Genomic DNA, 24,773 nt, shown 5'->3' on the forward strand with positions numbered 1-24,773 from the left:
CTCCATTTTTTTTATATCAATTTATTACTTTTTTTTTGGTTTGACACACTTTTTTGAACATTCCCTGTTAAGATGCCTAATCTACTTTCAGCTCCTCAGTATGTAAACTGCGTGGTAAAGACTCTAATTCCTTTGCAGCACTTAAACTTTTATTTTTTGCATGTATACCAAGCTTATTGAATTCTCGAGCAGCAGGAAACACCCTTGCTTCAAGAGAGCCAGCAGTTTTATTATAATGATCAACAGCACTTTTTAAGCTCCTGCGCAAATTATCAAAGTTTTCACCCATTGTGCAAATGCGCTCATATAAAATATGACCTAGTTCACTGATTTTCTTTGCGTTTTCAGCTATCATCTCTTGCTTCCATCCATACGCTATTGCTCTCAGCAACGCAATTAGAGTGATCGGTGTTGCAATGATCACTTTTTTTTCCACTCCAATCTCTATCAAAGCAGGCTCATATTCCAGTGCTGCGCTAAAAACCCCCTCCCCTGTTAAGAAAAGCACCACAAGTTCTGGCGTATTTTCAAATTGATTCCAATACTCTTTTTTACCCAAATCATTTATGTGTTTTTTTATTGCCAGGGAATGATTCTTTAATTTCTCCTTTTGTATTTGCAAATCATTTTGTGATATAGCATCCATGTAAGAATCAAGCGGCACTTTAGCATCTATTATTATTTGCTTTCCAGATGGCATTTTGATTATTAAATCAGGACGCAATAAATTATCCTCGTTTTTATCAACCACTGACGGCTGAGTAAAAAAATCGCAATATTCAATCATTCCCGCCATTTCTACCACCCTTTTGAGTTGCATTTCACCCCACTTTCCTCTGATGTGAGGCTTTCTCAAGGCATTAGCAAGGCTGGAAGTTTGGTTCATCAGCGCTCCAATTTGCTCCTTTAAACCTTCATAGGCCCCTACCCTCTCTTTTTCCAGCTCGCGTATTTCATTATCAAATTTTTCTAATTTTTCTTTTATTGGAGTTACAACTTCGTTGATCGTTGCTTGTCTTTTTTTGAAATCGCTTTCCGTTTCTTTTAATTTACTATCGATTACTTCCTTTGCTAAGTTCAGAAAATTATTGTTATTTGTCTGCAAAGCATCAAGAGAGAGCGCTTTAAAAGTGTTTGTTAATCTCTCCTCTGCTTTTGTTAGTAATTCTATTTCCTTTTTCTTTTCCTCACGTTCTTTTTGCAGAGTTACTTCAAGTTCTGCTTTTTTGACCCTTAAATCAACTATTTCTTCATTCTTCGTAAGCAAAGTTTGCTTTGTTTCTTGAAGTTCTTGCTCTAATTTACATAAATTACCCTCAAGGTTTGCTTTCTTTTCGCTCAGTTTTTTTACGATAATGTAGAAAAATAGTAATAGAGAGACAACCAGAGCTATAGAATTGAAAAGCATCAGAATAAAAAAGCTGTATTTACAATTCTATATGATTTTTGTGTGTATAAGAAAGAAAAAAGGAGCACCTAAAGAGGTGACCTTACCCAGAAAAAGTAGAGAGAAAGTTAAGACGTTTTTATCATGAGAATAAATTGTGCAGGAATGCAATAGTTAATAGTAGAATGTCTACGTTATTTGTTATAAAAGATTTCTATGTATTCAAATATGGTAGTTCTGGTTTGTTGAGCGAGAAGTATCAATAAGCAGCTCCCTTTTAAGTGAACTTTTCTGCAACAGAGTTATCGTAACAACAGCCCTTATGGCTCATGCTGGAAATGATGTTTTTTGTATTCAATAGAAATTGGTAATTTTGAGAGGTATACTGTGACCCTTGATCGCTATGTAACAGCAGATTTTTATCGGGTTTGCGTTTATCAACGGCCATCAATAAAGAATCTATAACTAATTATCATGTTACTCATTAACCACCATGCGTGAATATAGGTCAATTATTGCCGCCAACAACCTTCTTTAGTTTTTATGTAGGTAATCCCAAACTTTATTTGGCTGATCAGTAGTAAAATTTTGATCCAATGTGTTCGGAGCCACAACTCGGTTGCTTATTTGCTGTTTTTTATTTTTGAACCTTCGTCTAAACTTGGCTTTAATGCCATTTTCTTGCATAACACTTTGTACTGTTTTAATTTTTGCCTAAAGCTTTTAATTCAGCGTGAATTTTAGGGGCTCCATATCTGCATTTAGAAGCTTGATGTATTTTTTGAATATCTGCTAGAAGCCCTTCTTTTGCTAATTCTTTACTGCTTTTTTCCTTAGCAACCCATACCACCAGTACAAAACCCTACATAGTTCCTGTGTTTTATAGCAATTTCTATATAAAAGAATACTTTACTCTTTTTCTTTGCCCAGGGCTTTTTTTAAGATGTCTCTTTCTCTTATTAGCTCTTTTTTTAGATCAAATCTTTCTTTGTCATAAGGAGCCTTTGCCTGGAAATGCGTATGCTACAGACATTTTTCCATCATATTTTCTTACTTAACATACTGCCATCTATACCTAGATCTTTTGCTATTTTTGTACTTGCTTGACCTGTTTCTTTAACCAGCTTAACAGCTTCTAATTTGAATTCTGCTGTATATTCTCTTCTATTTGTCATATTTTGAAAAAACGTTTTATTTTACTCCAAAAACGTCTTAACTTTCTCTCTACTTTTTCTGGGTAAGGTCAATTTACCGCCGCGGCGCTAACTAGTAGCGGGATGACGGGTTACCAAATTGTAGAAGTTGCTTTAGCTATAAATTCAAGTTTTATCAATGTCTTGTGTTGTTACCCAAATAATGGTTGTGCAAGCGCTTAATTTTTTGATCAAAAAGGAACAAGTTTAGTAAAAAATAATGATATTATTAGTGGAACATAAAACAGTCCCACTGCAGTACTGATTAGAAGCAACAGAGTAGCTTTATCTGGTTGATAATTCAAAATATTAGCAAGTATTATACTGGACCCAGAAACTGGAATAATAGCCAGCAACATCAGTGCTTTATATATGCTCTCATCGTATATACCTATAACATGCTTGTCTAAAAGGACAATTCCTAAAACAAACAGTGGCCAGAATACGTACTTTGCTGTAATAGTGATCAAAGCAAGCTTCCAATCTATTTTAAAGCTTGCAATATTCGCAATGCTCACTCCAAGTAGCACCATTCCTAATGTGACAAATGTACTTCTAATATTCATCATAACATCTGTTAAAAAAGTAGGTATTTGTATATCGTATATACTTAAAAAGAAGCCCAGAACCATCGCATAAAGCGAAGGAAGTTTGAACAACTTTAATATGCATTCTTTTGCGGTATAAATACCATTTGCAGCTATGTAAAATCCTAAGCTGTTTTCAAATAGCGCCATTCCTATATAACAAACAACATATACAGATACTGAATCTTCATCAAATAAAGCCATGGCAATCGGCAGGCCAAAATAACCCATACTTGTGCTGCCCGAGCTAAATGCTAATATGTTTCTTGTGTTATCCTTAAATAAAAAAGAAGAAAGATAATACACTGATAAGGACATAGTGCTACCTATAAACCATATCAAAATCGGCAGAGAAATTACTTTTAAGTTAACTTCTGTATGAGAGACTCCATATAAAATCACTATTGGATTAGCTATATAAAAAAGTATTTGAGATATAGTGTTTCTATCAATTTTAAGATATTTTCCTGCTAAGTAACCAATAAATATTGTAATATAAATAGGTAATATTTTGAGAAAAAGAGTAAGGAACATACTAGCCTATTGTAATATTTTTGATTGATAAAGTGACATTAGATCTTAAGGTGTTGTAAAAGTAAACAAAATTTATTTTCCAATTTATCCAGCTCATAGTTAATTAAATTAGTGCCAAAATTTGTTTTTACATAGGACTTAAGAATGACATTTGTATGATAAAATTATGTTAAGTTTCTGTAAAGCTTCTTGCATATTTTTGAATAATGACATATTTACTAAAAATTAAACTGCTTGTAGTAATTTAGACGGACTGTTGAAAAAGTAAGAGGAAATAAGTAAAGTTAGGACAGAGAGTAAGAGCTTTAACATAGTTGTCATATTTTTCTTTAATTAACCCTAGTGTCCAATTTATCCACCATTCCTTCACATGAGGTGTTTCTAACCATTTTAATAACAGTAAAAAATGTTTTCTTTCAACGCTTTAAATGTGATATTTTTATTCATTAATTAAAAATCTCAAATGTTACTACCATTTCTGTTAATCCTGTCTCTCATTGCCAAGTTCATTGAAATTGACATTTCCGTACCTAGTTTTCCTGATATGGTGCACTATTTTAACGTACCGGAAGGCATAATTCAATTAACTATTGCTTATAATTTCCTAGGCTTTTGCATAGGAGGGTTGTTTTTTGGTCCATTGTCTGAATGCTATGGCAGAAGGAGAATTATGATCATAGGTAACACTTTGTTATTAATCGGCGCTGTTGGTTGTGTTTTTGCACCGTCGATTTTTTGGCTTTTAATCTCTCGCTTTGTTCAGGGCATTGGTGTTAGCACATCTGTAGTTGTGTTTGCAATCGTTGCAGACAGCTACAAAGGCGACGAAGCGGTGAAATTTATTGGAATCATGAATTCTGTTCTTACAGTTGTCATGGCAATTGCGCCAGTGTTAGGCAGTTTCATCAATGAAATTGTAGGATGGCGTGGTAATTATGCAACTGTTGCAATACTTTGTTTGATCTCTTGGGTTTTGCTGCTTTTAGCGTTACCAGAAACAAAAAAGAACCGCGATATTTTCAGTTTGAAAAAAACGATGAAAGATTACAGAAAACTACTATCTAATCCGAGGTTTGTTACGTTGTCTTTGATGTCAAGCCTCTTTTCTGCTGCGTATATGTCATTCATTACTTGTGGACCTTTTCTGTATATGAAGACTTTTGGTTTATCTAGCACTATTTATGCACTACATCAAGGTGCAATAGTTGGGTGCTTCTCACTCATCAGTCTATTTGCTGGCAAAATCTTGCAGAAACTTGGAGCAATAAAGTGTGTAATTTCTGGTACGAGCGTGGGTGCTATTGGGTCTCTATTGCTTGTAATATTCAGTATAATTGTACCCCACTCTTTCTACTTAGTAACACTGTCTATGATTATTTTTTCTATCGGTTGTGCAATTTTCCAGCCAGTGATTTTTAATGCATCAATAAATGTTTTCCCTGAAATTAAAGGCACAGCTTCTTCTGCAGTCTCGTTCATTAGAGCTTTTATCATGGCTATTTTTATCGGCTTAACAAGCTACATTTACAATGGTCAAACAATTAGTGTAGCTGTTCTTGTTTTATCCGCGATAGTACTAGAACTTGTTTTTACTGTCTATCTATTGCGTTTAAAAGATCCTATGTAATTAATAAAGATATTCCATTGTAGGCTGCTAACTTTCCCCTGCCAATCTTTCTGCTTCATTACGTGAGATTAATGCCTCAATAAATTCATCTAGTTCGCCTTCTTTTATAATCTGCTCTAGCCGATGTGAAGTTAGATTAATTCTGTGGTCTGTTATTCTTGATTGTGGGAAATTATATGTTCTTATGCGCTCGGAACGATCACCAGAGCCAATCTGACTTTTCCTCATTGTTGACCTTTCCATTTCTTTTTTTTGTCTTTCAATTTCGTATAGCCTTGCCCTCAATACTTTGAGCGCTTTAGCTTTATTTTTATGCTGCGATTTTTCATCTTGCTGTATCACAACTATCCCTGTTGGCAAGTGGGTGACCCTTACTGCGCTGTCAGTTGTATTCACTGATTGCCCTCCAGGACCACTGGATCTATAAACATCTATTCGTAAGTCTTTTTCTTCTATTTTAAAGTCAACTTCTTCTACTTCAGGTAATATCGCAACAGTAGCGGCAGAGGTATGCAACCTTCCTGAAGATTCAGTTTCTGGCACTCTCTGTACTCTGTGCACTCCTGATTCAAATTTCAACCTTGCAAAAACTTCTGTTCCATTAATGAGTGCAGAAGCTTCCTTATATCCACCTATACCTGTATTAGAAATGCTTATTGGCTCGAACTTCCAATTTCTTCTTTCTGCATATTTTTGATACATACGAAATAACATTGCTGCAAATAATGCTGCTTCTTCTCCGCCTGTACCTGCTCTAATTTCTAATATTGCATTTCTTGAGTCATCTTCATCTTTGGGCAATAATGCTAACTTTAATTTTGCTTTTATTTTTGGTAATAATACCTTGTGCTTTTCGAAAAATTCTTCTTTTGCTAACTCTTTTATATCACCTTCGCTGTTTTCATCTTTCATTATTTCTTCTAAGTCTGAAATTTCCTCTTTCAGCGTGTTATATTCATCAATTATCTTGATTATTGGCCTGAGCTCAGAGTATTCCTTTGAAAGGGTAATGAATTCTTTTTGACTTAAATTGGTAGGATTTTCCAAATTCCTCTCTATATCATTAAATTTTTTCTTTAAGTCTTGTAAATTATTTTCCATATCCATATAGCACAGATCTAGCTAAGTAATATATACTGAAATAAAAAATTTCTTATATCAAGCAATAACACTATAATATACCTACTACCTTCTAGTTGAATATAATGGCAAAACAGATAACATCAAACTGCAATTTCATATTTGGAGCTTCGGATATAAAATCATTACCAAATGAGTCGGCTCCAGAGATTGCGTTTGCTGGTAGATCAAATGTAGGAAAATCCAGTCTGATCAACTTACTGATAAACAGCAAAAAAGCTGCCAGAGTTTCCTCTAAACCTGGATGCACTAGACAAATAAATTTTTACTCTATGTACGATGATAAGTTCAGACTTGTTGATCTACCAGGGTATGGCTACTCTCATGCAGGCAAGGAGGAAATTATACAATATTTAAACTTAATTGAGTATTATCTAATTCAAAGAGAAAATCTAAGAAGAGTGTTTGTGTTGATAGATAGCAAGGTAGGATTAAAAGAAATAGACAAAGACTTCATTTATTGGTTAATATATAATAACATTAACTTTAACATTGTGCTAACAAAAATAGATAAAGTAAGTCAAAAAAGCTTAGGTGCTGTTATAGAAGATATTCAAAAATGGATTAATAATGAGAATGTGTCAATTCATCAAATGAGCATCCGTGTTAAGCATAAAATAACCAAGGTAAGAGATGAGTTTTTCAAGTTTACAAGATAAAAAAATGAAGAGTAGTGAATTTTTAAAGGGTGAGGTATCATTTGAACAAAAAGCAGAAATATTACTTGAAGTGCTATCTAACATACCTAGCTTTGTAGGCGAGACTTTTGTCATTAAATGCGGTGGTACAATAATCTTAGATGAAACACTATTTAATACTTTTGTGCATAATGTTGTCTTGTTGAAGCAGCTTGGTATAAATCCGGTAATAATTCATGACGGAGAATATGAAATTAACTCAGTGTTAAAAATGCTGGATATGAACAGTAAGTTTGTGAATGGTATCAGACTTACAGACAAAGACACTATGAAAATCATTGAAATGGCACTGTGTGGTTCAGTTAATAAAAAAATTGTTCAGTATATAAATTCTGCTGGTGGTTCAGCTATTGGATTATGTGGAAAAGATGGTAACTTAATTAAAGCCGAAAAAATAACCGCTACGCTTAGAGAAGATAGATCAAATAATATCGAAAAGATATTAGACATGGGGTTCATCGGTAGACCCACTGAAATCAATCCTGATATATTATTTTTTATTGAAGAATCAGATTTTATACCAGTTATTGCACCAATTGGTCATGGAAAAGATGGGGAAACATATCATATTGATGCCGATAGCACTGCAAGCGCAATCGCAATCGCAGTTTCTGCATCTAAAATGATAATCTTGAGTGACACAGATGAAGAAATAGATAAAATTGGTGGCAGGAAGATATCTGTTAAAAATTTAAATGCATCGATTGATTGTGGGAAAATTAAAGGGGAAAAATTTATTGAAAGGCTTATGGCATACGTTAAAATGGCGGAGGAATGTGCTGGAGTTGTTCACATAGTTGATGGTAGAATATCTAACATTATGCTTGATTTATTTACTGAGAGTAATTCAAGCATATCGATTGTGAGTGATTTATAGCTATACTGCTTGCAACTACACGAATACCAAGAGGGTGTCATTCAAGTAGCTGACACTGGAATGACAACAATCTACGTCATACCGCGATTCATTCGCGGTATCTCTAGATCCCGCTAACAAGTAGCGGGATGACGGTTGTCAGGGTGTCATCCCAGCGCCCTTATGATGTCATCCCAGTGCCCAGACACTGGGATCCAGAAGACTTAATTTCAACCAAGTGGCTGCATAATAAGGACTAGATTCCAGACTGGAATGACATCATAGAGGCACTGGGATGACAAAAAAAGGAGCACTGAACTTGTCAAGGAATTTTATGGCCTAGCGTCACGCGCTGGAATGACATCATTTACATTTATCACTTTTGCAGATACAATTTACATGCTATAATTGAGTCTTCATAGATGGTAAATTGGAGTGCAAAGAAGTAAAATTAAAGTAGAAATAAAAAGATTATCACACGGAGAAGACTTGTCTCTTCCATGTTATGCAACTACGCAGAGTGCTGGCATGGATCTTTATGCTGCATTGAATGATTCTGCTGTTTTAAATCCACTTGAAAGATTACTTGTTCCAACTGGAATTGTGATTGCAATACCAAACGGTTTTGAGGGGCAAATCCGCCCACGTTCTGGTCTTGCTGCAAAACATGGAATCACTGTCTTAAATTCTCCGGGCACTATAGACTCTGATTATCGAGGTGAAGTTAAAATTTGTCTAATTAATCTAAGTAATCAGCCATACGAAATAAAAAGAGGAGATAGAATCGCACAAATCCTTATTTCTCCTGTATCTCAGGTAATTTGGGATGACAGAGAAGAATTCTGCGCAGAAGAAACCGGTCGCAATGCAGGGGGCTTTGGCTCAAGCGGCAGGTAGCTTACGAAAAAGCTTGACTATGACAGTTTTTTTATTTAAGCATATTAATATTTGAGGTCGTTTATGCTAACTTTCAAAAATCACTGTGGTCAATTCCACAAAACAAATACTGCACTTGTTGCACTTACTTCTTTGTATGTCATAGGCGCAGCAGTAGCACTTTCAGCACCATATTGGGTGTCTTCAACTTGCACGCTTGCTCCACTTGCAGCTTTTGCAGCTACACCACTTGGAATCGGTATATTAGCAATTGTTGCTGTTGCACTGGTTAGTTCAGCAATGTACGCTATCAGCAAAAACAATGAAATATCTGAGTTGAGAGCTCCGAAGATTGTTGTTAATAACGATAGAAAAAACGGTAAAGAAACAGCATTGCTAGTAACAAAAGACACATTTAAGGAAATGGCAAGGAATAACCAAGTTAAAGATGAAGAAGGTAAGGTAGAAAAGGGTAAACATTATATAGCCTTCAGCTTAGAAGGCAAGAACTACCGTATTATTGTTGATATTAATCAGCTTACCAATACGCTAGGCAATACTTTACTCTTCGAGATAGGTTCACTAAAAGAGAAAAACGATGAAGGTAAGTTCGAGGCAGTAAATGAAACAAAGTGGAATAAAACATTAGGTTTAGACAAAGATGGTGCTAAAGGGGTTAACACTTATTTAGGCTCACTTATTGTTGAACAAGTTGCTTCTCAACAACAGACAGTATAGCCAAGTGAAATAAAAGAGGTAGATTAAGTCTGCCTCTTTGTTTTTTTTGATTTTTAGTGTTACGCGCATAACTGCATGGATGTTGCGATTCTCAAGGCAACGTATCTGTTTAGATGCATGGCTAATGCTGAAACAAAAATTCCAGTGTTCCCTTTCTTGTCATCCCAGTGCTTGACACATAACTGTACAAACATTCATTTTTGAAGGTAAATTGCACAACAGATAATGTCATTCCAGTGCTCCCTTTCTTGTCATCCAAGTAGCTGACACTGGGATGGCTTTGTTGCATCACACTTTATGAGATGGTGATTTATGGTAAATTCATGTAACTATCTCAAATTTAGCCATACCAATATCAGTGAATTTATTAAGCAAATAGCATTTGATTAGCAGTTCTTTTTCTCGATTTATCTCAGATTTATTCCTAAAACTAAATCCGAATATTTGCTTTAATCTTGAGAAAAACCCTTCAATATAAGATCTTTTCCCATAATTTACTTCTTTTTTCCATTCTTTCATGCCATCTTCACCGTATAATTTTATTAACCTAATAGCAGCATTCCTGTCAGACATATAATCTATTTCTGGATGTTCTGCCGCATTGTTTATTGGTGGAATTTTTGTCTTTATATCATATTCGTTACACAACTTATAAAACTTGTGCCTATCACATGCCCTATCTGCATATAGTACTTTTATGACATACTGAAAATCGACTTCTTTTAGCAAATCACAAGCTCCATAGTGATCAGAGTAGACACCGTTACTGTATTTCACAGCTATGGCTTTTTTGCTGTTTGTATTCAACATTACATGCAATTTTCTTGTCTGTTCATAGCTGCGATACTTTCTATCTTCGCTATTTTCTTTGCTATGACCAGGAGTGTTGTTGTATATACTAATTCCTGTACTGTCTATAGCAATTTCGATATCTTCCATATTATTTTTATCAATTCTGCAATCATTGATCTTAATATTGAGTTTCTTAAACCTTCTTGATGATTGTGAATAGCTGATAACTTGCAAATTTTTCCCAATTTGCTCAAGGTATCCTGCTATAAACCCAACTGTTTGCCTCAGGCCTATTCTAAATAAACAAGTTATTATGTGCACCAAAATTACAACTTTATCGCTATAAATATTGTTGCCACCTGGTATTTTTGGACCATTCTCGTACCACTTTTCTATGGCTTCGTTGATATAATGAAAAATATTTCCTCTTTTTTCTAGAAATTTGTTATATTCGCTATGGTTACTGACCCTCATTTTTTGTGGCATATTTTTTCTTTCAAGGTTAAATGGCTATTTTATAATGAATTTTGTCAGTAGCCACCAGATTTTTTCAGTTGCTATGCAACAAAGCCATTCCAGTGTCAAGCACTGGGATCTGGTAGACAATGTTCATACAGCAGCTACTCGGATGACACCTTGTGCTTGCTGGCTATAATTGCTAAGGATTTTTATTTAATTTAACTGCATCTTTTGCCTTATCCAATAACCCATTAATAAAACCAATTTCGCTTGGTTTATCAAGTAAATCAGATGCAATGTTAGTATATTCATTAATGACAACTGGAACTGGCGTATCACAATTAGCTAACTCACATATTGCAACACGCAAAATAGATAAGCTTATAAGATTTAACCGTGAAAGGGACCAACTTGGGTGTAAATAAGACTCTATTATTTTATCATATTCTTCACTGCTTTTTATAACCTTATATAACAAGTTTTCTAAGAACTGATGTTCAAATTCTTCACATTCAAATATATCTTTCAACTTATTTATGTAGTCCTTAAGCTCACAATTTTCCAGTTTAAAAGTGCTTTTGTTGTAACCTACGAAAATATTTGAATAAGCAATTTGTACAGCAAGAAATCTTGCCGTGCTTCTTTTTATGCGCCACTTTTTATCTACTGGTTTTTCCTCCATTATTTTAATTTATTGTGTAAATCTATCATACGCAAAACAGTTGAGGCTGCATGGCCACCAACGTTCTTTTTGTTTTTATCAGCTCTAACTAGTGCTTTATCTTTGCTGTCAGCGGTAATTACACCCATACCAAGGGGTATTGCATAATGCATAACAACCTCATTTAAGCCTTCAATTACTCCTTTACAAACATATTGATAATGATCGGTTTCACCGCGAATTACGCACCCAAGAGCTAAATAACCATCATAATTAGTATGCCCACTCTTGACTGCAAAAAGAATTGTAGCTGGTATCTCAAATGTACCAGGAACCTCAACTACATCGTAACTGGCATTACTGCCTTTTAATTTATCAATTGCACCTTCAAGCAAAAGGTTCGCTATTTCAGTATAATAAATCGAATTAACTATTAGTATTCTCGACATTTACTACCACTTTTTTTGTTAAAAACAACTTTATTAATGACTGTTGAATTAGAGTTATAATATTACTAAATATCCAATATATTACCAGGCCGGCAGGAAAAGAAGAAAAAATAAAGACAGAAATGTAAGGTAAAAACTTCATAACATTTACTTGAATATCATCTTTACTGGTTTGATCTTTCTCACTTAGCTTCTGCTGAATTATCATGGTGGCACCGAAAATTATAGGTAAAATGCCTATAGAAATAGGAAAGTTATAATTAAACAACCCAAATAATGTAAAGATGTTCGTTGGGTCAGGAGCTGAAAGATCCTTAATCCATAAAAAAAAAGGAGCATGCCTCATCTCTATAGTAACAAATAATACTTTATATAGAGCAAAAAATACCGGTATTTGTATTAGCATGGGAAAAATGCTCGACATTGGATTTACGTTGTTTCTCTTAAACAATGCAATTGTCTCTTTATGCTGCTTTAAGCTGTCATTTTTATACAACTCTTTTATACGAGTTAATTCAGGCTGCAGGCTTTTTACCTTAAACATCGAAATATATGATCTATTAAATAAGGAAAGCATCAAAAATTTGATTACTAAAGTCAGCAATAATATTGCTAAGCCAAAATTTTTTAAAACGAAGTTAAAATATTCAAGCAGTAAAAACACTGGTTTAGTTATAAAGTAAAGAACACCAAAATCTACAGCTTTATCAAACAGGGGTATATTGAGAGTGTCCTTATAAGAATCCAGTAAATTCAACTTTTTTGCTCCAGCAAAAAAATAATTCACATTAGAAACGCTTGCACCAGGAAGTATGCTCTTGTAAGGTTTGACAAAATCTACTTGGAATTTATCAGTATTATTAACGTTTGTGTGTTTAATGCTTACATTTATTTTATCAGATTTTTCAGGTATGATGGCTGTGAGCCAGTATTTATCAGCAAAACCAAACCAATTTTTTTCACTCGTGCTTGCTTTTATTAAATGTTTTTTGGAAATATCCTTATATGTCCACTCCTCTAGTTTATTATCAAATGCACCCAGTACTCCTTCATGGGATATCCAATAAGATTCGTTGATATTGTCACGTTTACGGTTAATTTTACCATAAGGAACCAAAACTACATTATCCTTTGTATTATTTTCAACAACTTGCTCAACTTTAAACATGTAATTATCGTCGAGGTTAATTTTCATTCTAAATAAAATGCCATTCTCATTGTCCCAAGATAAATTGACCTCTTTTTGATTAAGTTTATCTGCTCGCCAGACTGCTTTAGAATCTGGAACTTTAATCTTGTTACTCGGATCGAGCCACCCAAATTCTGCAAAATATACATCTTTTGATTCTGCAGGTGACAGTAACACCACTTGTGGAGAAGAAGAACTCGGTTCTAAGTGGTAATTAGTTAAAATTAAGTCATCAAACCTTGCACCTTTCAGAGAAATTGATCCTTTAATCATGTTATTGGTTAAACTAACCCTCTGTTCTCGAGTAGAATTAATAATTTCAGAACGATTTTGGTATATTATAGGAGCAAGGTCGTTAAAAGATTCGATATGTTCAATATTTTCAATCAATGGCTGGTTTTGGTTTGTACTAAAAAAATTATCATAAATAATACGCCAAGACACCATGATTAACATGGAAAGGATAGCTGCCAAAATTAAACTTTTTGCTTCTGACATGAAATTAAATCAAACATATCTTCTTAAAGTGTATACTAAATATTGTACTAAAACAATGAAATTTACTTATTTTTAATAATAACTTTTAACGCTGATCTTTAAAATTTATTTTAATAGCTTCAAATTTTAACAATATGAACGCGGTGAAAAATCTAGTTATTTGGTTGCTAATAATAGCCACTACTGCAATGCTTATTGATTCACAAAGGGACAAACTAAGCGATAGATTTCTCAGTACTTTTTTACCATATAAAGGAAGAATTCAAAATAGCGGTCAGAATAGTGGAAGTATTGAATTTACGAAGTCATATGATGGACACTTTTATATTCAGGCTCAAGTCAATGATCGCAATATAACGTTTTTGCTTGATACTGGAGCAACCGATATTGTTCTATCACAAAAAGACGCATTACATGTTGGTATTAACTTACAAAATGTTCAGGATTTTAAAATATATGAAACTGCGAAAGGTCAAATAAAAGCTGGAGTGGTTCAAATACCTCAAGTTAAAATAGGAAATTTTTTGATTAATGATGTACAGGCAAGCGTTAACACTCATTCTATGTCTCATTCACTACTTGGAATGAGCTTTTTAAGGTATTTTCATTTCACTATAAGAGATAATAAGTTGATATTATACCGCGACTAAACACTTCTACAATCTACTTATCAAAGCTCTGTAGGTCAATATAGGAGCAGAAATAAATATTGCAGAACAAGTGCCAATCAAAATACCAAAAAAAATGATCAAGCTGAAGTCTCTCACTGCATCTGTGCAGATTAATACCAAAGGAAGAGCAGCAAGAAGGGTTGTACCAGAAGTTAATATAGTGCGAAATAATGTAGCGTTGATACTTGCATCTACTACCTCACTCATCCGCCCACTTTTACCACTCCTGCGATACTCTCGAATCCGATCATATATAATTACTGAGTTATTGATTGAATAACCAATGACAGTAAGGAGAGCTGCAACTGATGAAATATTAAACTCAATGCCAGTTAGGCTAATAAAACCAACAGTTAAAATCACGTCATGAATCAGTGCTGTTATTCCACTGAATCCACATTGCCAATTAAATCTAAACCAAACGTAAAAAAATATTCCAACAATCGCGATCAACATGGATAACATTCCTTCAAATATTTGTGTTGAGCTTATTTGTGGGCCAACATAGTCTATTTTACGATAGCTTATTGAGCTCCCCAGCTTTTCTTCTAGTATGCTTTTTATCTTTTTGATTTTATCTTCATCTCCTTCATCTTTAAAACGCATGACTAAATTATCACCCGCTTTTGAACTCTGCACTGTAAAACCATTTTCTTTTAATGCATCGAGAATAGAGTGATTCTCATCTGAAGATTTTATCTCTATCAAAATTCCGCCTGCAAAGTCTATGCCTAAGTTCACTCCATGCAGCACAACAGTGAATATTGAAAAGATGATAAGAATAATGCTAATTAATGCAGTCAAATCCCTATATTTACTAAACTTGATATCGAGGTTGTCTGGAATGAGTCTAAGTGCCATGCTATTTACTTAAACTTGAATTTTATATACTTTTCAAAAAATTCACTAGTTTATTCTGTGATTGTTTGATTATGTCAATTTTTCCATCAGTTAATTCTTGTCTGTCAATTAAGTTCTATCTAGCTTGCATACTACCATTTTGAAGTACATTACAAAAGCGAAATACTGCCAATTTGGCCCATCATTTTATCTCTGCAAGCTTATCCCCCCCTTGCTATGTTAGCAACGCAACCTAAGCTAGGTTCCTTCATAGCAGTGTTAGGTACACTGCCATATCTTTCAAAACTTTCATGCTCTATAGCTTCCTCAACACTTTTTCCTCCTAAAAGACAGTTTTCCCCTAAACTTTTTCCCCTATTTTTTAACTCATTAAGCCTTGCTCTGTTTTCCCCATCAATCTCCACTTTTATTTTATTGCTGCCTTTCTCACTAGGACTTAGATAAATACTTATCTCTCCTACCTCAGTAGTAAAAGACATTTCAATACCACCTTTTGAGACATCCATGTAATTTCTTTTTCCCCCTATTTCTTCTACATTTTCAACTCTTACTACACTTTCTCCAATTTTGAGTATGCCAACTCTTAAATTTAAGTCTTTGGCTTTTTCATTGTTTAGGATTTCTGCAACTTCAACAATACTATCTTGCGAGTACTCTATACAAAAATATCTATTATCCTTGTCTACTCCTAATACATTTTGAGTCTGCTTGCTTTTGTTTACAATACTTTCATATGCTAAACCTTTTAGCTTGCTTTCAATTTCCTTACATTTCTCAGAAAGACCATCATCAAATCCATTACAAGTAACTATCTGCTCAAACTCATTCCCATCGAAAAAATTATGGCGTTTTACTTTCCCACCTTCTAACAATAAATTACTAACAATGCTTTTGATAATGTCCTCTTCGGACACTTCATTTTTTTTGTTACAGTTTTGATCTTCACTTTCTTTATTACAGTTTTGATCTTCACTTTCTTTGTTACAGTTTTGACCTTTACTTTCTTTGTTACAGTTTTTATCTTTACTTTGATAGGGAAAGTTATCAAATACAAAAGTGTTACTTCTGTTACTTATATGACTACCACTAGTAAGATCTTTTATTTCTTCAAATACTGTATTTGTTACAGTTTTGTTACAACAACTACATTTTAAATTTAACATTACTTCTTTTTCTAAGTATTTAGCTACTATGCACTTAATACTTTCTGGAGTATTTTTTATATCTTTTTGTTCATTTTGTTCTGTTATACCTCTCACCTCCCCACAGCATTTATCAATCAGATCCTGTTTACTTTGAGTTAACGACATTTTTAGTTTCATAAAAAGTGAGTCTTTTAGAAAAGGATTATCATCTTCTAGGTCCCGATCATTTTCTGAATCCAAATCATCTGTTAACTCCATTGAATCAAGATTACCTGAACTATAGTACGAACCCTTTTTTGAGTCCGAACTATCTTCTGAGTTCCCATCACTATCTGACCAATTGTCAACTTTCGGAAATTCTGAGCTTTTCTGTTCACCTTCAAAAGTCTGATTACTACCACCAGCGCCCTTTGTCAAATTTTCTTTATTTTCACAAGAACCACCTAAAGAATAGCCTTGACCCTCTTCTTGATCTGAAGCACTTAATTTACTATAAGTTGCTTGACTATAACCATTGAAGTTATAACCTAAACCATTACTACCATGCTGTAAAGGATCGCTTTCAAAAGTTTGTGGATTATCACTTTCACCTAACAAACCACCATTTGTTGGATTACATACATTTTCTGTATATTTTTGATTATTTTGTGCTTCTATTTTCCTCTTCTTGTACAACGGTTCAAACTGATCAATTTCAATCGATCGTACTCGTTTCCTTGAAGGAAAGTCCTCTGGAATCTGATCCTCATCGTCAGAATTGTGACCTGAATCACAAATTACATGATCATTGCAGGTAGAATTATGCTCTTGACTAATCAAGGAAAGCTGAATTAGATTGCTAAAAACAATATTATCTAGCTGTACTGAATCAGTACTTTCAAAAATTTGTGGATTATTACTCACGTCTGGCAAATCACCTGATAAACCAGTCTGATGATTATTTTCACCTACCCAACCATCAGTTGGTGTTGGAATGCATATTCCTGTATATCTTTGGCTATCAAGAGAATCATTAGTTAATTGTACTGCTGTATAAGTTGTCCGGTCATCCTCATCATCGGAACTAATACCTGAATCATGGCCATCACCTTCTTCAATCTTTTGAGTTTCTATATCGTGTTCATTTATTTCGCTCGACGAATCATAGTTGGAAGGGTTATACTGTTGATTAGGACGTTTAAAAATTTGACGCCAATCGCTGTAAGGCTCCTTAAAATCGAAAGGAGTGCGTATAACTTTTTCCTTGCCTGATACCCCACCATTCATATTGTATAACCATTACTCACTAATCCCTTAGTGAATATCGTAATATATAGGTCTGTCAATAAAAAAATATAACTTTCTTTGGTTCTAACCTTTGCAAATCAGTATCTATAGCTCGGTAATTTCTCATACGTTGCACTCTGGACCTAGGAGCGTTGTTAATAAATCCACGACAGCTAGACAATCCTTGCTCGTCCACTAAAAGGAAAAGCAGCAAGGAGCGAACCAAAAGCGATAAGAAAGGATCCAAGCCAGATTATAGACATTCCAGGTTTATAGTGCACTTTGGCTGCGATTTTGCTCTTACTCTTATCAATCTCTCCAATTACAACATAAATATCAGAAAGCAAATTGTGGTAGATACTGCTTTCAACATTTTTCTGACCTTCCGCAAGGTAAAATCTATATTCAGGAGTTACTTCACCTAATATCTTATTATTCAGCAAATTCCTGATATCCATTGTACCCCTCACTGCATGGAAATTTTTTTCTTTTATTAGCTCAATATTGCGTAAAGTAACTTTAAATTTATTGACTGTTATGCTATCCCCTATTTTTAAGTAATTTTCTTTTTTCTCCTGCCAACCAACTGAATAAGCTATACCAAGCACTAGAATTGCCACTCCAGCATGAGCAAGCATCATTGCATAGTAGGACTTAGAAACTCTTCTTGCTAATAAAATTGATTCACCAAATGCTACCTTAAATAAACGAATTCTTTTACTGTATGCTTCTAAAACAAAGATTAATAATGCTATGGAGATAGTAATTGATAGCACAATTATTAGCTCCATGTGAAAGATAAACGGCAAAATAGCTGCAGCACTGCAGAATGAAAATCTATATTCACGGAATATTGGCAATAGACTATTTCCCTGCCAACTGCAGTATTGCCCGATCATGGTGAGCACTAGAATAGCTAGTGCAATAGAGTTAAATAAAGAATTGTAATATGGTGCTCCAACTGAAATTAATTCACCGGTTAAATACTCAAGCACTGTAGGGTATAAAGTGCCAACGAACACGATGAAAAAGGCAGTGATGAATAATAAATTGTTCATCAGTATCATCGTAAAGCGTGAAAAGAATCTTCTACCCTCTGTCACTTGAGTAGCAAGTTTCTTTCTGGATTCCAGTGTCAAGCATTGGAATGACATCGCAGGCGTGTGATTTTTTCTCGTAAATACTACAAATATTACTAAGCTACTGACTGTAATTACACCAAGTAGAGCTAATATATATAGTCCATATCTTGGGTCATCTGCAAACGTGTGCACTGAGGTAAGTATTCCTGAGCGGACTAGAAATGTTCCAGTCACACTCAATATAAAAGTTGTAAGCGTAAGTAAAATAGCAAAGTTCCTTAAAACATTGAAATTCCGTACCACGAGCAACAAATGTGTCAGCGCTACTGCAATTAGCCACGGCATCAAAGAAACGTTTTCCACTGGATCCCAAAACCAAAATCCACCCCACCCAAGTTCGCGATATGCCCACCAGCTACCCAAGCTGATGCCCAAAGTGAGCAGCGACCAAGAAATAAGTACCCAAGGCCTGACAATTTTAGCCCAAACATTTCCTTCAGTATTTAAAATTAATCCAGCTATAGAGAGCGAAAAAGGAACGCTAAATCCAAGGTACCCCAAATATAATATCGGTGGATGAATAGCAAGGCCTATATCCTGCAATATCGGATTAAAACCCAATCCATCTGTTTCAATGCCTGGCATTTTAGTGAAGGGGCTGGATTCAATTAAAGTGAACAGCAAAAAACAAAAGCAAATCAGCCCATGAGTGATAAGAGATATTTTTTTTAATTTACTACCATTAGTTCGTTCTGGTGTCATTCCAGTGCTTGACACTGGAATCCAGTTTTTATTACACTGCCATTTGATGTACTCATTTGCAATTAAATTGTCTGGATCCCAGTGTCTGGGCACTGGGATGACAGAAGAAGAGACTGGGATGACAGAGGGGGAAACTGGGATGACAGAAGGTATATAAATATCCATTAGTAATAAATACATGACAAGCACTAAGGTCCAAAGCAACATGGACCCTTCTTTGTTTCCCCAAACACCACAAATCTTGTAGATCAAAGGTTTTGTTGTGTGTGAGTGGTAGTATACGTTTTCAAGTGAAAAATCATTTGTAATGTGGCAGTAGATCAAAATAGCCATTGACGCTGATACACAAAAAAATATGGCAGTGGTAATAAACCGACAAGAACTAAGCGGTAAAAACAAATATGTCAAAGACAATAAGCAGGCTAGCAATAGCAATATATTCCCAAGTTCAGGCATAAAAAATTATAGTTTTTATATAAACAATATTACTGATGACAAGTTAGAAGTTAAAGTGTTAATTGATGCTAGCATAATGCTCCCGTAGTTAGCTGTGCTAGTATTAATTAAAAATTAAATATTAAATCTTTATACTTTTATAGATAGCGTTAATATTGAGGTAATATTGTGGGTACAACTAAGATTAGTAAATTTCCATTCAATATAAAAGGTAAAGTGGCAAAACAACATGCCGAACCAATAATCGAAAAAAATCTCTATACTATTTTAGGATTCAAAGATATAGAAGATTTTGAAAATAAGACAAGTAAACTTGTTAATAAAAAAGTTTGGCAATCATTTGTTGACTGCTTTGCAAAAGAAATAGATTATGCAGCAACCGAAGAAGTTGTAAAAAACATCGTTTGTAACATTGCAAAGAGTGATCAAGGTAATGCTTTTACCAAAACTGAACATCTCATATTAAATGAAAAGCAAGATAATAAAAAGAGAGAAAAAGCGATTAGAAAAGCTATTAGTATTTTGAGAAAAATCAATCCAGAAAAAGCCTTTAATGAACTTTCAGTAATAAAAAAACAAGCTGAAGATTTTTTACAAACCGATTTTTGTAAAGCACAGAGTAAATCACTTCAAGGATTTGCTCCCTCTGGTGGACAGCTCTTTGCGGAAACTCTGAAATATATAGAAACACTAGAAAGATTATCCGAAGTAAAAAAAGAAGGGCTAGTTAGAGATTTCTTGTTAAATCATGTTAGTTTATTGAATAAAAAGTATCCTAAATCACAAGGTAAAAGGGAAGATGCTATAACAATACTATCAAGTGATGAGTTGAAGAATTTTTACAATAAAGGTGTAAAAGAAGGAATGTTACAACCAATGGCATCTTACAAAGGATGCAGAAACCTGTATGACAAAATGAACCAGATAAAAAATGAATCCAAAAGTATAATTAAAAGAGAAGAACGGGAAGAAAATTTAAAGAAAATAGATAAGTCGATAATCAGCGCAATTAATGACATAAAAAAACATAGAGAAGCAATCCTTAACTGTAAAGACTTTCAAAGTTCTTACATAAAAGAGAAAAAAGAACATCCATTTAGAGGCAACGCATGTCAAAAAATGATTGATATATATCAAGAGAGAATTGTTGGATATCAGGAGAAAATTCGTCAAAACTTAAACCAAATAAAAGCGATATTAAAAAGTGCGCCGCAAGAAATGGATGATGTGGAAGAATTCGAGGAAATAATTGATGATATACATGAAGCAAAGCAGTGTGATGAAATTTTTGATTCAGCTTTAATTTGTTTATCGAACATACAGAATGAGCTAGATATTCAGCTGGAAAATCCTTCAACAGAACTCAGAGCTTCACACATTAACGTTAAAACTGAGCTAACTAGGTTATAAGAACCAAATCTTTAGGGTAATGAAAGCACTTTAATTCAAGACAGCTCTTAGTCTGTGTTTTAATTTGGTTGTGTTTTATTAAAAAAACTTTAGATTTATTTTATAATCGATACTCAAATATAATGACTCAAACTTGGGATTTGTTGCAAACAGGGCAAAAGGAAGGCTATAAAATTGCGTATACTAATGCTCGTATTATCGACCCGGAAACTAAACTTGATATAAAAGGTTCATTATTGACTGAAGGGGATAAAATTGTTGACTTTGGTGAATCATTATTTTCAACAAGTGGAGTTGATGAAACAATAGACTGTAAAGGGCTTGTTCTAATGCCAGGCCTTATTGACATTCACGTACATTTTCGTGAACCAGGCCAGGAACATAAAGAAACTATATATACAGGCAGCAAATCTGCAGCTGCGGGGGGAGTTACAACTGTAGTTTGTCAGCCAAACACTGTTCCAGCAATTGATAGCGTTATTTTGGCTAAATATTTGAAATATAGAGCACTTGAAACTTCACATGTAAACGTTGAATTTTACGCTAAAATCACCACTTCGGAAGAACACCTGACTGAAATGGCACTTTTAAAGGAAGCAGGTGCGGTTGGGTTCACCGATGATGGCATGCCAGTTATGAACCCAATGATTATGAGACAGGCGCTGCTTTATTCAAGTATGCTGAATGTTCCTATTGCTCAACATGCAGAAGATTTAAATTTATCTGCTGGTGGCGCAATCAACGAAGGTAAAATTTCTGAAGAATTGGGAGTAAAGGGGATCTTGAGTGCGTCAGAATCGGTTATGGTAAATCGTGATATACTGCTAATGAAGGATATGGAAAATGTGCACTACCATATTCTACATGTCTCTTCAAAAGATTCACTTGATGCTATTAAACGTGCAAAAGATTTGGGATTAAATGTTACGTGCGAAGTAACCCCTCATCACTTCACTTTGACTGAAGATATAGTAAAACAACATGGAGCAATTGCAAAAATGAATCCGCCGCTTCGCACTGAAGAAGATCGTTTAGCTATGGTTGAAGGTTTAAAGACAGGTGTGATTGATTGCATTGCAACTGATCACGCTCCGCATGATCGTAGTTCTAAAGATCTACCACTTGAAAATGCTGCATTTGGTATTGTTGGTCTTGAAACAATGCTGCCCCTTTCACTTGAACTCTATCACAGTGGGCAAATGGGTCTACTTGATGTGCTTGCAAAATTGACATATAAGCCTGCAGATATAATACACATACCACGTGGTCGTATACAAAAAAACCTTGCTGCAGACTTAATTTTAGTTGACCTCAATCATGAATGGGAAATTAAAACTGACAACTTTGCTAGTAAATCAAAGAATTCTCCTTTCGATGGTCGCAAAGTAAAAGGACACGTAGTACGTACTGTTGTGTCCGGCAAAACTATATACTCGCAGAAGAGTTAGTTATCATATCTTATCTATTCCAATTTGTTATCACCAGAATGGGCTAAGTGCACCTAAATTTAAATTAAGAAATCTTACACTGTCTCCGAATAAACACATCCTCTTATCTTTCCCTAATCTGTAAAGTTATTTTGTCTATCAATCTGATTCCAAAACAGCAAAATTATTGTATAATGTTACTTTGAAGTTTTATTTTCAATGCACAAGTTTGCAATACTTTTTTCTATACTGCTTGCAATAGTTGCTTACTACCTAAACAATGAAATCATATTTGAAATAGCAAAGCTATTTAGTGATATCTTTATCAGCTTGCTCAAATTAATAAGCTTACCTCTGGTTTTTTTATCCATAGTTTCCACAATTTCCGGGCTCAAAGACTCAATTGAAATCAAAGTCTTAGTTAAGAAAACACTATTTTATACTCTGCTTACAACTATTATAGCTGCGTTTGTTGCATTATCGTTTTATTTGTTAATAGATCCAGCAAGAAAAAATTTCATAAGTAATACAATAGGGAGTATTAACAGCAATAACCACAGTTATTTTTCATATTTAAAATCACTCATTCCTTCTAATTTTGTGCAAGTTTTTCTTGAAAATAATATGATTGGTAGCATATTAATCGCTTTTTTGATGGGTGGAGCTATTGTTTCACTTTCAAAAGAAAAGCAGGATATATTATATCAAGTATTCTCTGCACTTTTTGATACGCTACTTAAAATTGCTCAAGGGTTATTAAAATTTATTCCGCTTGCTGTTTGGTCTTTTATTACATGTTTTTTGCATGAATTAAAAGGCGGTAGTGAGTTCTACAATCTTTTATGGTATTTTGTTTGCATAATGTCTGCAAATTTTGTGCAGGCATTTCTGATTTTACCGCTATTTATGTGGTATAAAGGCATATCACCAATTCAAACGCTGAAAGGGGTTATGCCAGCACTCACACTTGCGTTTTTTTCTAAATCATCCAGTGCAACATTGCCAACAACTATAGAATGTGTGCAGAACAAGCTAAAGGTGCCAAAGAAATTATCGTCTTTTATTTTACCAATATGCACAACAATTAACATGAATGCATGTGCTGCATTTATACTAATCACTGTAATGTTTGTTGCAGAAATGAACGGATACGTATTTTCCTTAAGCGAAATGTTGATATGGATTTTTTTAGCTACAGGGGCTGCAATTGGTAACGCTGGAGTGCCGATGGGGTGCTATTTTATGGCAACCAGTTATCTCATGTCGATGAATGTTCCTCTGCATATTATGGGACTGATTTTGCCTATTTATACAATCATCGATATGTTTGAAACTGCAATAAATGTGTGGTCTGATGTTTGTATCACTCAGATAATTAATAAAGAATGTAATAGTGAAACTTAAAAAATGATATTAGACGAAAATAACCTAATAATAAAAGAATTTAAAGAAGCAGAAGCAATTTTGCATGGGCATTTTGTTTTATCATCCGGGCTGCATAGTGACACATACATACAGTGTGCGAAGATTTTTGAAAATCCAAGCAGAGCCATGAAAGTTTGCGCATTATTAGCAGATAAAATAAAAAAAGAATTAAATAGCTCCATAGATTTAATATTATCTCCTGCAATTGGTGGAATAATTGTGGGTTATGAGATTGGCAGGCAGCTTGGAATAAAGACAATGTTTTGCGAGCGCGTTAATGGTAAGTTTGAATTACGCCGTGGATTTAAGATCAAAAAGGGTGAGAAAATATTGCTCATTGAAGATGTAATAACCACAGGTAAATCTTCACTTGAAGCAGTGGAATGTGCAGAAGGGGAAGGAGGTAAAGTTGTTGCTGAAGCTTCTTTGATAAAGAGAAATAGTGAAACGAAACTGCCTTTTCCTGTCATATCTTTGATTGAACTGAACATCAAAAACTACAGTGAGGAAGAACTTCCAAGTGAATTAAAACAACTACCCATAACAAAACCTGGGAGTAGGGAATATTTAACAAAGTAATCCTA

25 protein-coding genes are annotated in these 24,773 nt (G+C 34.3%); 11 read left to right on the plus strand and 14 right to left on the minus strand.

Going from position 1 to position 24,773, the window contains the following annotated elements:
* Positions 1-76: 76 nt before the first annotated feature.
* The 5 genes from rmuC to ACFEL3_RS03045 all read right to left on the minus strand — a co-directional run bounded on the left by rmuC (position 77) and on the right by ACFEL3_RS03045 (position 3,701).
* Positions 77-1,408: a DNA recombination protein RmuC gene (rmuC, locus tag ACFEL3_RS03025; protein WP_038199773.1), complete on the minus strand. Its 1,332-nt coding sequence runs from the start codon at positions 1,406-1,408 to the stop codon at positions 77-79.
* Positions 1,409-1,664: 256 nt separating this feature from the next.
* Positions 1,665-1,835 carry a DDE-type integrase/transposase/recombinase gene (locus ACFEL3_RS03030; RefSeq protein ID WP_080717647.1) on the minus strand — a complete coding sequence of 57 codons (171 nt, stop codon included), beginning with the start codon at positions 1,833-1,835 and terminating at the stop codon, positions 1,665-1,667.
* 255 nt (positions 1,836-2,090) lie between these two features.
* Positions 2,091-2,237: an IS3 family transposase gene (locus ACFEL3_RS03035; protein WP_080717648.1), complete on the minus strand. Its 147-nt coding sequence runs from the start codon at positions 2,235-2,237 to the stop codon at positions 2,091-2,093.
* Positions 2,238-2,427: 190 nt separating this feature from the next.
* Complete coding sequence (locus tag ACFEL3_RS03040; RefSeq protein WP_007548354.1) at positions 2,428-2,562, minus strand: IS3 family transposase; 135 nt, start codon at positions 2,560-2,562, stop codon at positions 2,428-2,430.
* A 209-nt stretch (positions 2,563-2,771) separates the two neighbouring features.
* On the minus strand, positions 2,772-3,701 hold the full coding sequence (locus ACFEL3_RS03045; RefSeq protein WP_006279391.1) for an AEC family transporter: 930 nt from the start codon (positions 3,699-3,701) through the stop codon (positions 2,772-2,774).
* Between the two features lie 463 nt (positions 3,702-4,164).
* Here ACFEL3_RS03045 and ACFEL3_RS03050 point away from each other — a divergent pair, with 463 nt between their 5' ends.
* Positions 4,165-5,328, plus strand: a complete 1,164-nt coding sequence (locus ACFEL3_RS03050) for a multidrug effflux MFS transporter (protein ID WP_010962461.1) — start codon at positions 4,165-4,167, stop codon at positions 5,326-5,328.
* A 27-nt stretch (positions 5,329-5,355) separates the two neighbouring features.
* Here the strand turns inward: ACFEL3_RS03050 and prfA are convergent, their stop codons facing one another.
* A complete protein-coding gene (prfA, locus tag ACFEL3_RS03055; protein ID WP_007548640.1) occupies positions 5,356-6,435 on the minus strand; it encodes a peptide chain release factor 1 in 1,080 nt (359 codons plus the stop codon).
* Positions 6,436-6,533: 98 nt separating this feature from the next.
* On the opposite strand from prfA, the gene yihA reads away from it, so the two are divergent.
* From yihA to ACFEL3_RS03075, 4 genes are all read left to right on the plus strand, one after another.
* Positions 6,534-7,127: a ribosome biogenesis GTP-binding protein YihA/YsxC gene (yihA, locus tag ACFEL3_RS03060; protein ID WP_010962460.1), complete on the plus strand. Its 594-nt coding sequence runs from the start codon at positions 6,534-6,536 to the stop codon at positions 7,125-7,127.
* 4 nt (positions 7,128-7,131) lie between these two features.
* Positions 7,132-8,043 carry an acetylglutamate kinase gene (gene argB, locus ACFEL3_RS03065; RefSeq protein ID WP_010962459.1) on the plus strand — a complete coding sequence of 304 codons (912 nt, stop codon included), beginning with the start codon at positions 7,132-7,134 and terminating at the stop codon, positions 8,041-8,043.
* A gap of 414 nt (positions 8,044-8,457) precedes the next feature.
* The gene (gene dut / locus ACFEL3_RS03070; RefSeq protein WP_006279458.1) at positions 8,458-8,919 is read left to right on the plus strand and encodes a dUTP diphosphatase; all 462 of its coding nucleotides are present in this window, start codon (positions 8,458-8,460) and stop codon (positions 8,917-8,919) included.
* A gap of 63 nt (positions 8,920-8,982) precedes the next feature.
* On the plus strand, positions 8,983-9,636 hold the full coding sequence (locus ACFEL3_RS03075; RefSeq protein WP_182282568.1) for a hypothetical protein: 654 nt from the start codon (positions 8,983-8,985) through the stop codon (positions 9,634-9,636).
* Between the two features lie 121 nt (positions 9,637-9,757).
* Here ACFEL3_RS03075 and ACFEL3_RS03080 read toward each other — a convergent pair whose 3' ends face one another.
* The 5 genes from ACFEL3_RS03080 to yidC all read right to left on the minus strand — a co-directional run bounded on the left by ACFEL3_RS03080 (position 9,758) and on the right by yidC (position 13,684).
* The gene (locus ACFEL3_RS03080) at positions 9,758-9,925 is read right to left on the minus strand and encodes a hypothetical protein (protein WP_167471207.1); all 168 of its coding nucleotides are present in this window, start codon (positions 9,923-9,925) and stop codon (positions 9,758-9,760) included.
* 32 nt (positions 9,926-9,957) lie between these two features.
* A complete protein-coding gene (locus ACFEL3_RS03085) occupies positions 9,958-10,914 on the minus strand; it encodes an IS5 family transposase (protein WP_264329805.1) in 957 nt (318 codons plus the stop codon).
* A 172-nt stretch (positions 10,915-11,086) separates the two neighbouring features.
* Positions 11,087-11,569, minus strand: coding sequence for a transcription antitermination factor NusB (nusB, locus tag ACFEL3_RS03090; RefSeq protein WP_007549265.1), 483 nt, complete (start codon positions 11,567-11,569; stop codon positions 11,087-11,089).
* Positions 11,569-11,997: a 6,7-dimethyl-8-ribityllumazine synthase gene (locus tag ACFEL3_RS03095; RefSeq protein ID WP_006279647.1), complete on the minus strand. Its 429-nt coding sequence runs from the start codon at positions 11,995-11,997 to the stop codon at positions 11,569-11,571. Before ACFEL3_RS03095 ends, nusB begins: the two co-directional genes overlap by 1 nt.
* Complete coding sequence (yidC, locus tag ACFEL3_RS03100) at positions 11,975-13,684, minus strand: membrane protein insertase YidC (protein ID WP_265018031.1); 1,710 nt, start codon at positions 13,682-13,684, stop codon at positions 11,975-11,977. Before yidC ends, ACFEL3_RS03095 begins: the two co-directional genes overlap by 23 nt.
* Before the next feature lie 134 nt (positions 13,685-13,818).
* Between yidC and ACFEL3_RS03105 the strand changes: the two genes are divergently transcribed.
* The gene (locus ACFEL3_RS03105) at positions 13,819-14,334 is read left to right on the plus strand and encodes a TIGR02281 family clan AA aspartic protease (RefSeq protein ID WP_006279648.1); all 516 of its coding nucleotides are present in this window, start codon (positions 13,819-13,821) and stop codon (positions 14,332-14,334) included.
* Positions 14,335-14,340: 6 nt separating this feature from the next.
* Here the strand turns inward: ACFEL3_RS03105 and secF are convergent, their stop codons facing one another.
* The 3 genes from secF to ACFEL3_RS03120 all read right to left on the minus strand — a co-directional run bounded on the left by secF (position 14,341) and on the right by ACFEL3_RS03120 (position 19,804).
* Positions 14,341-15,216: a protein translocase subunit SecF gene (gene secF / locus ACFEL3_RS03110; protein WP_265018030.1), complete on the minus strand. Its 876-nt coding sequence runs from the start codon at positions 15,214-15,216 to the stop codon at positions 14,341-14,343.
* Between the two features lie 200 nt (positions 15,217-15,416).
* The gene (locus tag ACFEL3_RS03115; RefSeq protein ID WP_375316779.1) at positions 15,417-17,627 is read right to left on the minus strand and encodes a hypothetical protein; all 2,211 of its coding nucleotides are present in this window, start codon (positions 17,625-17,627) and stop codon (positions 15,417-15,419) included.
* A 173-nt stretch (positions 17,628-17,800) separates the two neighbouring features.
* Positions 17,801-19,804: a heme lyase CcmF/NrfE family subunit gene (locus ACFEL3_RS03120; protein WP_022626230.1), complete on the minus strand. Its 2,004-nt coding sequence runs from the start codon at positions 19,802-19,804 to the stop codon at positions 17,801-17,803.
* A gap of 22 nt (positions 19,805-19,826) precedes the next feature.
* Here ACFEL3_RS03120 and ACFEL3_RS03125 point away from each other — a divergent pair, with 22 nt between their 5' ends.
* The 5 genes from ACFEL3_RS03125 (at position 19,827) to pyrE (ending at position 24,768) form a co-directional block, all read left to right on the plus strand.
* The gene (locus tag ACFEL3_RS03125; protein WP_022626229.1) at positions 19,827-20,015 is read left to right on the plus strand and encodes a hypothetical protein; all 189 of its coding nucleotides are present in this window, start codon (positions 19,827-19,829) and stop codon (positions 20,013-20,015) included.
* Between the two features lie 80 nt (positions 20,016-20,095).
* Positions 20,096-21,337: a hypothetical protein gene (locus ACFEL3_RS03130; protein WP_095742638.1), complete on the plus strand. Its 1,242-nt coding sequence runs from the start codon at positions 20,096-20,098 to the stop codon at positions 21,335-21,337.
* 122 nt (positions 21,338-21,459) lie between these two features.
* Positions 21,460-22,785, plus strand: a complete 1,326-nt coding sequence (locus ACFEL3_RS03135; RefSeq protein ID WP_022626228.1) for a dihydroorotase — start codon at positions 21,460-21,462, stop codon at positions 22,783-22,785.
* 198 nt (positions 22,786-22,983) lie between these two features.
* Complete coding sequence (locus ACFEL3_RS03140; protein WP_010082165.1) at positions 22,984-24,168, plus strand: dicarboxylate/amino acid:cation symporter; 1,185 nt, start codon at positions 22,984-22,986, stop codon at positions 24,166-24,168.
* A gap of 3 nt (positions 24,169-24,171) precedes the next feature.
* The gene (gene pyrE / locus ACFEL3_RS03145) at positions 24,172-24,768 is read left to right on the plus strand and encodes an orotate phosphoribosyltransferase (RefSeq protein WP_006279657.1); all 597 of its coding nucleotides are present in this window, start codon (positions 24,172-24,174) and stop codon (positions 24,766-24,768) included.
* Positions 24,769-24,773: the final 5 nt, after the last annotated feature.

Source organism: Wolbachia endosymbiont (group A) of Opomyza germinationis, assembly GCF_964264765.1.
GTDB lineage: Bacteria > Pseudomonadota > Alphaproteobacteria > Rickettsiales > Anaplasmataceae > Wolbachia > Wolbachia pipientis.